Here is a 12,053-nt window from a genome sequence, read left to right as displayed (position 1 = left end):
AACAATAAGAACAGGAGTTCCTTGTCGTGAGCGTAGCCCCCGTCCAATCGCCCCACAGTGTCAAAGACCAGGTCAGTGCCGCCGAGTGGCAGACCCGTGTCGATCTGGCCGCCTGTTATCGTCTGGTCGCCCTGCATGGCTGGGATGATCTGATCTTCACGCACATTTCCGCCAAGGTGCCGGGCACTGAAGATTTCCTGATCAACCCGTTCGGGTTGATGTTCCACGAGATTACCGCGTCGAGCCTGGTCAAGGTCGATCAGGCCGGCAATAAGCTGATGGACAGCCCCTACGAGATCAACCCGGCGGGCTACACCATCCACAGCGCCGTGCACGAAGTGCGGCACGATGTCGTCTGTGTATTGCACACGCACACGGCGGCCGGCGTTGCGGTGTCGGCGCAGAAGCAAGGCGTTTTGCCGATCAGCCAACAGTCGCTGTTTGTTCTGTCGAGCCTGGCGTATCACGCCTATGAAGGCGTTGCGCTGAACCACGAAGAGAAGGCGCGGCTGCAGGCCGACCTCGGTGAAAACAATTTCCTGATGCTGCACAACCACGGGTTGCTGACCTGCGGCGGCACCATCGCTGACACGTTCCTGATGATGTTCACCTTCCAGCGCGCCTGCGAAATCCAGGTGCTGGCACAGAACGGTGGTGCGGAACTCATCGCCATCGAACCGCAGATTCTGGCGGGCGCCAAGGCGATGATCGCCGGCGTCACCAAAAGTGCACAAGGGATGGGCGGCGCACTGGCCTGGCCGGCGCTGCTGCGCAAACTCGATAAACAAGACGCGGGATATAAACTCTGATGCCTCTCGCCGAGATCCCCCTGTGTGTCTGGCGCAAGCGCAGCCAGACGTTCGTCTTTCGTGATCAGACGGTGCGTTACTGGACGGCGGGGCAGGGTGAGCCGCTGTTGCTCATTCATGGCTTCCCGACCGCCAGCTGGGACTGGCATTACCTGTGGCAGCCGCTGGCCCAGCGTTATCGGGTGATTGCCTGCGACATGCTCGGTTTCGGCGATTCAGACAAACCGGTGGATCATGAATACAGCCTCTTGGCGCAAGCCGATCTGCAACAGGCGTTGCTGGAACATTTGAACGTCGAGCAGCCGGTGCACGTGCTCGCCCACGATTATGGCGACAGCGTGGCTCAGGAACTGTTGGCCCGGCATTACGAGGCGCGCATTCACCTCGCCAGTTGCGTGTTCCTCAATGGGGGGCTGTTTCCTGAAACCCATCGTCCGGTACTGATGCAAAAACTGTTGCTCAGCCCGGTGGGCTGGATGATCGGTCGCGCGTTTTCCCGTGATGCGCTGGTGAAGAGTTTCCGCCAGATTTTCGGACCGCAGAGCCGTCCTACCGAGAGTGAGATGGATGATTTCTGGAGCCTGATCGACAGCAATCACGGGCCACGGATCATGCACAAGCTGATTGCCTACATCCCCGAACGTCGGGTTCAGCGCGAGCGTTGGGTGAGTGCCATGCAGCGCGGCGAAGTGCCGTTGCGGGTGATCGATGGCGAGGTCGATCCGATCTCTGGCGGGCACATGGTTGAACGCTATCGGGAGCTGATCCCGAACCCGGATACGGTCCTGCTGCCCGGCATCGGCCATTACCCGCAAACCGAAGCACCGGCTCAGGTGCTCAAGCATTATCTGGCGTTTCGCGACCGGCTGATTTCAACGCCGCTGAAAGTGGCCTGTTCGTAGACATCACCGCAACCTTGCCGGCGAATGCGTCCTTGAGGGTTGTGGTGCCTGTCGGATTGCCATCGCCGGCAAGCCGGCTCCTACAGGGTTTTTGTGGTGTCTGATGAGTTTGGGGCACCCCGGTCCTGTAGGAGCCGGCTTGCTGGCGATGGCCCGTGACTCGGTCCACGCGCTCATCATCCCCCGGCCTTATCGAGCACCATTCAGCCTACCCCGTGTTCATTGTGACCCGCGGCGCCTTGCCTGAGACTCGGACTTATTGTCCCTCGGCCTGCTGGAGTCCCCCCTAATGAATGAGCCTGTGCGCTTCGAAGATAAAGTCGTGATCATCACCGGAGCCGGTGGTGGCCTGGGCCGCGCTCATGCGCTGTTGTTCGCGAAACAGGGCGCCAGGGTGCTGGTCAACGATCTCGGAGGCTCGGCGCAAGGTGAAGGTGCAAACGCTTCGGCAGCAGACCGCGTAGTCGCGGAAATCCGTGAGGCCGGCGGCATTGCCGAGGCCAACCATGACTCCGTCACCGACGGCGACAAAATCGTCCAGAACGCCCTCGACGTTTTCGGCCGTGTCGACGTGGTGGTCAACAACGCCGGGATTCTGCGGGACAAGACTTTCCACAAAATGGACGATGCCGATTGGGACCTGGTCTATCGCGTCCACGTCGAAGGCGCCTACAAAGTTACCCGTGCCGCCTGGCCTCATATGCGCGAGCAAAATTACGGTCGCGTGATCTTCACCGCATCGACTTCGGGGATTTACGGCAACTTCGGCCAGTCCAACTACGGCATGGCCAAACTCGGCCTCTACGGCCTGACCCGCACCCTGGCCATCGAAGGCCGCAAAAACAACATCCTGGTCAACGCCATTGCGCCTACCGGCGGCACCCGCATGACCGAAGGCCTGATCCCGCCGCAAGTGTTCGAACAACTCAAGCCGGAACTGGTCAGCCCGCTGGTGGTGTACCTCGCCAGCGAAAACTGCCAGGAAACCTCGGGGTTGTTTGAGGTCGGTGGCGGCTGGATGGGCAAGGTGCGTTGGGAGCGCAGCCTCGGCGCCGGGTTCGATCCACGGGCCGGGTTTTCACCGGAAGATGTGGCGGCGCACTGGCAGCAGATCTGCGACTTCGAAGGCGCAGCGCATCCGAAGGACAACATCGAAGCACTGAAGGAAATGATGGGCAACTTGCAGAAGTATTCCCTCTGATTCCTTCGCCTCGCGCAGGGCTCGCCTGAGTCCTGCCTCCCCAAAACCATCGCCCATAAAAAAGGCCGCTGCAAACGCAGCGGCCAAAGTAAGACGTTGGATCAAGGAGCTACAAATCAACGTCAGTGAACACGGGGCGATGAGTCGAAACCTTCGACACATCTGAAATCTGTCGCCAATGGCGCGGACTGATCACACGCCATCGCTGTGTGCTGTCAGGCTGTTGCCGTGAAAGCCCGACAAGAATAAGCGCTTGAGTCCAAAGGAAAAATAGCGATTCCAGACATGCAGTATTGCAGCCTGGGCAATAGTCTCGCGCTCATGCATCCGGCTGATGAACCTCCATCCACTTCATCCATACCTCGCGCAACTCCCCGCGCCGCAAGGCCATTCATCCTTTAGAGCGACACAACGAATACCTCCTTGGTGCGCTTATCGCTCCCGACCTGCGGCAGTAGGGTGTGGCCTTCTGTCACTCACCGGGGAAGACGCATGACAAAAACAACAATGCGCGCCATCTTCACACCGCAGGCGCTGGCCGCTGCGGTGGCCTTGGGTTGCTGTGCCCAGGCGCAGGCCGTTTCATTCAACATTGGCGAAATCGAGGGGACATTCGACTCCTCGCTGTCCGTCGGCGCGAGTTGGGGCATGCGCGATGCCGATAAATCGCTGGTGGGCATCGTCAACGGCGGGACCGGCCAGGCGTCGACCGGTGACGACGGGCGTCTGAACTTCAAGAAGGGCGAAACCTACTCCAAGATCTTCAAGGGTATTCACGACCTCGAACTGAAGTACGGCGACACCGGCATGTTCGTCCGTGGCAAGTATTGGTACGACTTCGAACTGAAGGACGAAGACCGCGAGTTCAAGCCGATCAGCGATCACAATCGCAAAGAAGGTTCCAAGTCTGCCGGCGCGCAGATCCTCGATGCGTTCGTCTATCACAACTACTCCATCGCCGATCTGCCGGGCACCTTTCGCGCAGGCAAACAGGTGGTCAGTTGGGGCGAAAGTACCTTCATCGGCAACTCGATCAACAGCATCAACCCGGTCGACGTTTCAGCGTTCCGCCGTCCTGGCGCGGAAATCAAGGAAGGCCTGATTCCGGTGAACATGCTGTTCGCCTCCCAGGGCCTGACCGACAGACTGACGGTGGAAGGCTTCTATCAACTGGAGTGGGACCAGACCGTTCTCGACAACTGCGGCACCTTCTTCGGCGGGGACGTGGCGGCAGATGGTTGCAACACGGGATACACGGTCGCCAGCCCGGCGATTGCACCGTTGCAACCGATCGCTGCCGCTTTTGGCCAAGGCTTCCAGGTCGGCAAGGAAGGGGTGATCGTGCCCCGTGGCGGCGACCGCGACGCCCGCGACTCCGGGCAATGGGGCACGGCGTTGCGTTGGCTGGGTGATGACACCGAGTACGGCCTGTACTTCATGAACTACCACAGCCGCACGCCGAATGTCGGCACCACCACTGCCGGCGCGGGGACGCTGGCACGGATTCCGGCCATCGTCGGTACCGCCAACGCCATTGCACCCGGCACCGGTTCGGCCTTGGCCCAGAGCGTGATGCTCGGTCGCGGTCAGTACTACCTCGAATACCCGGAAGACATCCGCCTCTACGGCGCGAGTTTCTCCACCACCTTGCCGACCGGCACCGCATGGACCGGCGAGATCAGCTACCGCCCCAACGCACCGGTACAGGTCAACAGCACCGACCTGACACTGGCCTTGCTCAACCCGATTGCCGGCGGCGCGGCCTCGCCAATCGCCACGACCCCCGGGGCGGATAACAAAGGCTATCGCCGCAAGGAAGTGACGCAAATCCAGAGCACCCTGACGCACTTCATCGATCAGATCGCCGGCGCGGACCGTTTGACCCTGGTGGGTGAGGCGGCCGTTGTTCACGTCGGCGGGCTGGAAGACAAAAGCAAGCTGCGTTACGGCCGCGACTCGGTCTACGGACAGTACGGTTTCCGCGGTGATACCGACGGTTTCGTCACCTCGACGTCCTGGGGCTACCGCGCCCGCGCGATCCTTGATTACAACAACGTCATCGCCGGGATCAATTTCAAACCCAACCTGTCGTGGTCCCATGACGTCGCCGGTTACGGCCCCAACGGGCTGTTCAACGAAGGCGCCAAAGCCATCAGCGTCGGCGTCGATGCGGACTATCGCAACACCTACACCGCGAGCTTGAGTTACACCGATTTCTTCGGCGGTGACTACAACACCCTGGAAGATCGCGACTTCCTGGCGCTGAGCTTTGGCGTGAACTTCTGATCTGGCTGAGAAGGATGATTTCAATGCGCAAAATGATTCTGCAATGCAGCGTTCTGGCCCTGAGCCTGTTGGCCGTTGATGTAATGGCCGCGGTGTCGCCGGAAGAAGCCAACAAACTCGGTACCAGCCTGACGCCGTTGGGCGCCGAGAAGGCGGGTAATGCCGATGGCTCGATTCCGGCATGGACCGGCGGCATCCCGAAAAACGCCGGTGCGGTGGACAGTAAAGGGTTCCTTGCCGACCCGTTCGCCAATGAAAAACCGCTGTTTACCATCACGGCGGCAACCGTCGACAAATACAAGGACAAGCTCTCCGACGGCCAGATCGCGATGTTCAAACGCTACCCGGAGACCTACAAGATCCCGGTCTATCCGACCCACCGTACAGTGGCCGTGCCACCGGACATCTACGAGTCGGCCAAGCGCAGCGCGCTGAATGTAACGCCGATCAACGACGGCAATGGCCTGGCCAATTTCACCGGCAATCGCTACTACGCGTTTCCGATTCCGAAGAACGGCGTTGAGGTGATCTGGAACCACGTCACCCGTTATCACGGCGGTAACTTGCGTCGCACCATCACCCAGGCCACGCCGCAGTCCAATGGCGACTTCACGGTGATCCGCTTCAAGGATGAGGTCGCAGTGCCTTCGCTGCTGGGGGACTTGAAACCCGGCAGCGACGACAACGTGCTCAGCTACTTCAAGCAGGAAGTCACGGCGCCGGCGCGGTTGGCGGGCAACGTGTTGCTGGTTCACGAGACCCTCGACCAGGTCAAGGAACCGCGCAAGGCCTGGATCTACAACGCCGGCCAGCGTCGCGTGCGACGTGCACCGCAGGTGGCCTATGACGGCGTCGGCACCTCGTCCGACGGGTTGCGCACCACCGACAACTTCGACATGTTTTCCGGCGCACCGGATCGCTACGACTGGAAGCTGATCGGCAAGAAGGAAATGTACATCCCTTACAACAGCTACAAGCTCGACTCGCCCAACCTCAAGTACACCGATGTGATCAAGGCCGGGCATATCAATCAGGACCTCACACGCTACGAGTTGCACCGGGTCTGGGAGATTGTCGCCACGGTCAAGCCCAACGAACGGCACGTGTACGCCAAGCGTCACATGTACATCGACGAAGACAGCTGGCAGGTGGCACTGGCCGATCACTATGACGGTCGCGGTCAGCTGTGGCGTGTGGCCGAAGGTCATGCCCAGTTCTACTACGATCACCAGGTGCCGGCCTACACCGTTGAAGCGCTGTACGACTTGATCGCCGGTCGCTACATCGCACTGGGGATGAAGAACGAGGAGAAGCGCAGCTTCGAATTCGGTATCGATGCCAAAGCAGGTGACTACACGCCAGCAGCGCTGCGGAGTACAGGGGTGAGGTAATCATTCCTACAGGCTCTACAGAAAAAGGTGACTTCGCGGTCACCTTTTTTATAGGTGTCGATAAGTGTGTTGAATACTTCTTCAACAAGCCGTGTAGAGAGGGCTAGGGTGGCGCCACAATTATAAAAAGGCGCACCACTATGACCGCCATGACCCCGTGTCTGGACCGTCCTGGACTTCTGCCCCGTTTGTCGTCCCACCACCAGTCTCGCGAGCGGCTGATCGAGCCGTTACTGGCCTCGACCGCACGCGTGAAATTGCTCTGTGCGCCGGCTGGCAGTGGCAAGAGTGCGCTGCTGATCGAATGCCTGTTGCAGGCACCGGAGCAGTGTCGGGTCTGTTGGTTGCCGTTGGCGGGGGAGCCGATGGAGGCTGCCGATTTTCGGAAGCGGCTGGCCCACGCGTTGGGATTGGCCACGGCAGACGAATCCGCATTGCTGTCATCGCTGGCTCAATGGCAGACGCCGACCTGGCTGTGCCTCGATGACTATTGCCGCACGCCCAACCCGGAGCTGGACCTGCTGCTCGACCGGTTGCTGGCCATCAGCAGCCCGATGATTACCTGGTGGCTCAGTGGTCGCCGCCGCCCGCAATGCAATTGGCCACGCTTGTTGCTCGCCGATGAGCTGTACGACTGCGAGCGCGCCACGCTGGCCTTCACTCAAACGGAAATTGCCCGACTGCTGCATCACCTGGAGCCGGAGCAGGCAGCGAAACGTGCCGGCAGGATCATCGAACTCAGCGGTGGCTGGTGCGCAGGTGTGCGGATAGCGCTGCTGCAAAAATGCGACTGGTCGCGCAACGAGTCGCTGCACGGTCGGCCGGACACCCTGCACGATTACCTCGAACACGAATTGTTCGGCATGCTGACCCCGGAGCTGGCAGAAGCCTGGCGGGTGCTGGCCCATTTGCAGCGATTCAATGCGCGGTTATGCGACCACCTGTTCGGTGCAGGCGAGGGCGCCCAATGCCTGAGCACGTTGCAGGCGTTGGGCTGCTTCATCGAGCCCTGGCAGGACTCGACCGACTGGCTGCAGATTTTCACCCCCCTCACGCAATTGATGCGCGAAGAGCAATGGCCGGCGGGACGTTCCTGGCATCGCCGCGCTTGTCAGTGGTTCGCCGCCGAACTGGACTGGAAAGCTGCGTTTGAACAAGCCTTGCTGGCCGAAGAGTTCGAGGTCGCGGTCAGCCTGTTGCAGCATTTCAGTTTCGAGCATCTGTTCGAAGAGCAGACCGTGGTGCTGTTGTTGCGTCTGCATGAGCACAAAGGCGACGAGCTGATGCTTGGCTCGCCGCAACTGGTGGGGCTGATCACCGCGGCGTTGCTGTTTGCCGGGCGGTTCGAGCAGGCGGGTGAGTGCATCGGGCATTTGTCACGCTTCGCCCCTCAGCCGTCGGCGTTGCATCAACGGCAGCTGATGGCGCGTTGGCAGGCGATGCAGGGTTGGCTGTTGCATTTGCAGGGGCGCATGGAGCCTTCGCGCGCGCATTTGCTTGAGGCACTCGACGAACTCGACCCCTCGCTCTGGACGGCTCGGCTGATGTGCCTGTCAGCGCTGACCCAGCAAGCCTTGCTCAGGGGCGAGCTCGACGTGGCGCAGGCGACCAACCGTGAGGCGTTGTGCCTGGCGCGTGCGCAAGGTTCGCTGGTGTTCGAAGGGCTGCTGGAGCTCGATCATGCGCAATTGCTCGAGCAGCGTGGAGCGTCCGGCCGGGCTGAAACCCTGCTGGCCAACATGCATGGCTTGCTCGTCCAGCAGCAACCGCTGGCCCAACCGCTGCTGGGGCGGATTGCCTTGCAGCGCGGACGCTTGAGCCTGTGTCAGGGACGAGAGACGCAGGCGGCCGCTTACTTCGAGAGCGGCCTGCAAATCTGCCTACGCAGCCAGGACAAACGCGTGCTGTACGGTTTCCTCGGCCTCGCGCAATTGGCCGCCAATCGCCAGGACTACGCCCAGGCTTTTGTCCTGCTGCGTGACGCCGAACGATTGATGCAACAGCGACGGATTCCAGACACGGTCTACCGCAGTGTTCTGTTGCAATACAGCTGCCATTTCTGGCTACAGCAGGGCCGTCCGGATTTGGCCCATGAAGCCCTGACCCGGGTGCTGCGCCACTATCACGGCGTCCATGCTCGTCAGGCGCCGCCGGCGACGCTGGAGCTGATTCCCGGCCTTGAATACCTGCTGGTGCTGACCGAAGTGTATCGAGGGCAGGCGCCAAACCCTCTGGTGCAGCTCGAGGCTCAGTTGCACTGGGCGCGTCAACGGGGAATGGCGGGGCTGCAAGCGCAATTGCACCTGGCGCTGGCAGAAGTGGCCTGGCTGACGGGCGACATGCCTGCCGCTCGCGAGGCGATGCAGGAAGGTTTGGCACTGGTCGAGCGCTGCAATCTTCAACAGGCCCTGCGCGATCTGCAATTGCGCCAGCCACGCTTGCCGGAGGCGATCGGGCGTACCGAGTCGGGTAACCCTGCTGAACCGTTGGCTTCGGTCCAGAACCGCTTGAGTCAGCGTGAAATAGAAGTGCTTGAGTTAGTCGCTCTGGGTAACTCCAATCAACAGATAGCTGATCAGTTGTTCATATCGTTACATACCGTTAAAACCCACGCGCGGCGGATCAATGGGAAGTTGGGTGTAGAACGAAGGACTCAGGCTGTGGCCAAAGCCAAAGTTCTGGGGATTGTTATTTGAAGTGTTCGGTATGTTTACGTCTGCATACAAGTTGCGGGGTGTACTAAGTTAATTGAGTTGTTTATAAAGTGGGCGTCGCCCCGTCAATCAGTGTTTATCTTTTTTGAATGTGTTTTGGCCGACTTCCATTATTAGTAAGGATGCTATTTGTGAGTAATAAGTTGCTGGAAGAAGTAAGTAAGAAGCTGGCTGAGGTGTTCGGTCATATGGGGTATTCCATCAGCGTCGATGAGACCTACCTGAATTCGGTAGTGGTCAACGACGAGGGGAAACAGGTAGTTGATTACTCCGAGAGTTTGAGCTGGGCTGTCATGGAAAAAGTGCAGGCGGATGAGTTGCCTGCTTTCAATACTGTTTACGCAGGCATCTTTTCCGAACGGTGGACTTTTGATAAAGCTGATCGAGTTGCCGGTTTGGACATCATCGATCTTAATAATGCAGGTCGTGTTGTGGTCGAGTCCTACCGAAGCAAGTAATCACGGCAGTAGGCTGACAACTTAGTTAGCCAGTGAAAGCGGATGGCTCATACCCCATTCGCCAACTTACGGCCCGCGTCGCCGCCAGCAATCGCTGCGCCGCCGGGCCGTTTTCGTCGGCGTGAAACAGTGACGCCGGGCCAACGATAGTCATGACGGCCACCACATTTCCCACCGCGTTGAACACTGGGGCCGACAACGCATCGACGCCGGGCATCAACAAACCATGCACATGGTGCAGGCCGCGCTCGCGGATCTGTTCACACAAGGTCACATAAGCCTGATCGTCCGCCAACGTATGGGAATTGCTTGCCAGCACTTCCTGCTCGCGCAAATCCACCGTTTCACGCTTGGGCAGATAAGCGCCGAACACCAATCCCGTGGATGAACTGAGCAACGGCAACACAGAGCCCAATTGCGTCACCACGGTCACCGCGCGCACCGCCGGTTCGATATGCACCACGGTTGCGCCCTGATTGCCCCACACCGCCAAAAAACACGTTTCATTCAATTCATCGCGCAGTTCGGCCAGGGGCAGGGCGGCGACTTTCAGCACGTCCATACTGTTAAGTGCGGCCAACCCCACGCGCAGCGCTTCGCGGCCCAGGCCGTAATGGTTGGTGGCGGTGTTCTGTTCGGCAAAACCACTGGCGATCAACGCCTGTAGATAGCGGTGAACCTTACTTGCCGGCATCTGCACATGCTCGGCCAGGCGCGACAGTGAAGTCGATGGCGACAACTCGGCCAGTGCCTTGAGGATGTCGGTGCCGACCTCGGCCGAGCGGACTTTCTGTTTGTCGTTGTTGCGCGGCGTTTCCATGGAGGCAGTCTGATCCCGGGACGAATGGGCGTCTTTATAGCTTGACGGTCAATACCAATCAAATTACGTTATGCGTAATTGAATTACGATAAAAATAACCCAGGCGTGCCGAGACCTCTGCAACAGAGCGACAGGCCATTGCCTACTCCCTGTTCAGGAGGCTCCATGAACCTCGATTCAACGGCGCCCGCGCTGGCTTATCAGTCCGGTTTCGGCAATGAGTTCAGCAGTGAAGCGTTGCCTGGCGCACTGCCCGTCGGCCAGAACTCCCCGCAAAAAGCCCCATACGGCCTCTACACTGAGCTGTTCTCCGGCACCGCGTTCACCATGGTTCGCGCCGAAGCGCGGCGGACCTGGATGTACCGCATTCAGCCGTCGGCCAATCACCCGGCGTTCGTCAAACTGGATCGGCAACTGGCCGGCGGACCGTTGGGTGAAGTGACCCCCAATCGCCTGCGCTGGAACCCGTTGGACATCCCGACCGAGCCCACCGATTTCATTGACGGGCTGGTGAGCATGGTTGCCAATTCGGCGGCGGAAAAACCGGCCGGAATCAGCATTTACCATTACCGTGCCAACCGCTCCATGGAGCGCGTGTTCTTCAACGCGGATGGCGAACTGCTGCTGGTGCCGGAGCTGGGCCGCCTGCGCATTGCCACCGAACTGGGCGTGCTGGAACTCGAGCCGCTGGAAATCGCCGTACTGCCGCGTGGTCTGAAATTTCGCGTCGAACTGCTCGACCCGCAGGCGCGTGGCTACATTGCGGAAAACCACGGCGCGCCATTGCGCCTGCCGGACCTCGGACCGATCGGCAGCAACGGTCTGGCCAATCCACGGGACTTCCTGACCCCGGTCGCTCATTACGAAAATCTCAAGCAGCCGACCACCCTGGTGCAGAAATTCCTCGGCCAGTTGTGGGGTTGCGAGCTCGATCATTCGCCGCTGAACGTGGTCGCCTGGCACGGTAATAACGTGCCGTACAAATATGACCTGCGCCGTTTCAACACCATTGGTACGGTCAGCTTCGATCATCCGGATCCTTCGATTTTCACCGTCCTGACTTCGCCGACCAGCGTCCACGGCCTGGCCAATCTCGACTTCGTGATCTTCCCGCCACGCTGGATGGTCGCCGAAAAAACCTTCCGTCCACCGTGGTTTCACCGCAACCTGATGAACGAATTCATGGGCCTGATCAAGGGCGAGTACGACGCCAAGGCCGAAGGCTTCGTGCCCGGCGGTGCGTCGCTGCACAGCTGCATGAGCGCCCACGGCCCGGACGGCGAAACCTGCACCAAGGCAATCAACGCGCAGCTTGCACCCGCGAAAATCGACAACACCATGGCCTTCATGTTCGAGACCAGCCAGGTGCTGCGCCCGAGTCGCTTCGCCCTCGACTGCCCACAGCTGCAACCCCATTACGATGCCTGCTGGGCCACGCTGCCCGCCACTTTCGACCCGACCCGGAGATAACC

9 protein-coding genes are annotated in these 12,053 nt (G+C 60.0%); 8 read left to right on the top strand and 1 reads right to left on the bottom strand.

The window, feature by feature from the left end; all coding sequences use genetic code 11:
- Window positions 1-26: 26 nt before the first annotated feature.
- The 7 genes from KGB24_RS01380 (at window position 27) to KGB24_RS01350 (ending at window position 9,761) form a co-directional block, all read left to right on the top strand.
- Window positions 27-809 carry a class II aldolase/adducin family protein gene (locus KGB24_RS01380; protein ID WP_008026984.1) on the top strand — a complete coding sequence of 261 codons (783 nt, stop codon included), beginning with the start codon at window positions 27-29 and terminating at the stop codon, window positions 807-809.
- Window positions 809-1,711 carry an alpha/beta fold hydrolase gene (locus KGB24_RS01375; RefSeq protein WP_223415044.1) on the top strand — a complete coding sequence of 301 codons (903 nt, stop codon included), beginning with the start codon at window positions 809-811 and terminating at the stop codon, window positions 1,709-1,711. Before KGB24_RS01380 ends, KGB24_RS01375 begins: the two co-directional genes overlap by 1 nt.
- 289 nt (window positions 1,712-2,000) lie before the next feature.
- Window positions 2,001-2,912, top strand: coding sequence for an SDR family oxidoreductase (locus KGB24_RS01370; RefSeq protein WP_223415046.1), 912 nt, complete (start codon window positions 2,001-2,003; stop codon window positions 2,910-2,912).
- Window positions 2,913-3,404: 492 nt separating this feature from the next.
- Complete coding sequence (locus KGB24_RS01365; protein WP_223415048.1) at window positions 3,405-5,198, top strand: DUF1302 domain-containing protein; 1,794 nt, start codon at window positions 3,405-3,407, stop codon at window positions 5,196-5,198.
- A gap of 23 nt (window positions 5,199-5,221) precedes the next feature.
- Window positions 5,222-6,589: a DUF1329 domain-containing protein gene (locus KGB24_RS01360; RefSeq protein WP_008026993.1), complete on the top strand. Its 1,368-nt coding sequence runs from the start codon at window positions 5,222-5,224 to the stop codon at window positions 6,587-6,589.
- Window positions 6,590-6,729: 140 nt separating this feature from the next.
- The gene (locus KGB24_RS01355; protein ID WP_223415050.1) at window positions 6,730-9,285 is read left to right on the top strand and encodes a LuxR C-terminal-related transcriptional regulator; all 2,556 of its coding nucleotides are present in this window, start codon (window positions 6,730-6,732) and stop codon (window positions 9,283-9,285) included.
- Between the two features lie 140 nt (window positions 9,286-9,425).
- Window positions 9,426-9,761 carry a hypothetical protein gene (locus KGB24_RS01350; protein WP_223415053.1) on the top strand — a complete coding sequence of 112 codons (336 nt, stop codon included), beginning with the start codon at window positions 9,426-9,428 and terminating at the stop codon, window positions 9,759-9,761.
- Between the two features lie 25 nt (window positions 9,762-9,786).
- On the opposite strand, the gene KGB24_RS01345 is transcribed toward KGB24_RS01350, so the two are convergent.
- Entirely contained in the window at window positions 9,787-10,581 is a 795-nt protein-coding gene (locus KGB24_RS01345) for an IclR family transcriptional regulator (protein WP_008026998.1), read from the bottom strand.
- Window positions 10,582-10,746: 165 nt separating this feature from the next.
- On the opposite strand from KGB24_RS01345, the gene hmgA reads away from it, so the two are divergent.
- Window positions 10,747-12,051 carry a homogentisate 1,2-dioxygenase gene (hmgA, locus tag KGB24_RS01340; RefSeq protein WP_223415055.1) on the top strand — a complete coding sequence of 435 codons (1,305 nt, stop codon included), beginning with the start codon at window positions 10,747-10,749 and terminating at the stop codon, window positions 12,049-12,051.
- Window positions 12,052-12,053: the final 2 nt, after the last annotated feature.

Origin of the sequence: Pseudomonas sp. BF-RE-25 (assembly GCF_019956105.1) — a bacterium.
In the GTDB taxonomy this organism is placed as follows: Bacteria; Pseudomonadota; Gammaproteobacteria; order Pseudomonadales; family Pseudomonadaceae; genus Aquipseudomonas; species Aquipseudomonas migulae.
This window is presented reverse-complemented; position numbering and strand designations above follow the sequence as displayed.

What these genes read in the sequence shown, in the direction of transcription:
- KGB24_RS01370 (WP_223415046.1), top strand. Translation starts at nt 2,001, where the DNA reads ATGAATGAGCCTGTGCGCTTCGAAGATAAAGTCGTGATCATCACCGGA.
- KGB24_RS01375 (WP_223415044.1), top strand. Translation starts at nt 809, where the DNA reads ATGCCTCTCGCCGAGATCCCCCTGTGTGTCTGGCGCAAGCGCAGCCAG.
- KGB24_RS01360 (WP_008026993.1), top strand. Translation starts at nt 5,222, where the DNA reads ATGCGCAAAATGATTCTGCAATGCAGCGTTCTGGCCCTGAGCCTGTTG.
- KGB24_RS01355 (WP_223415050.1), top strand. Translation starts at nt 6,730, where the DNA reads ATGACCGCCATGACCCCGTGTCTGGACCGTCCTGGACTTCTGCCCCGT.
- KGB24_RS01365 (WP_223415048.1), top strand. Translation starts at nt 3,405, where the DNA reads ATGACAAAAACAACAATGCGCGCCATCTTCACACCGCAGGCGCTGGCC.
- hmgA (WP_223415055.1), top strand. Translation starts at nt 10,747, where the DNA reads ATGAACCTCGATTCAACGGCGCCCGCGCTGGCTTATCAGTCCGGTTTC.
- KGB24_RS01350 (WP_223415053.1), top strand. Translation starts at nt 9,426, where the DNA reads ATGCTATTTGTGAGTAATAAGTTGCTGGAAGAAGTAAGTAAGAAGCTG.
- KGB24_RS01345 (WP_008026998.1), bottom strand. Translation starts at nt 10,581, where the DNA reads ATGGAAACGCCGCGCAACAACGACAAACAGAAAGTCCGCTCGGCCGAG.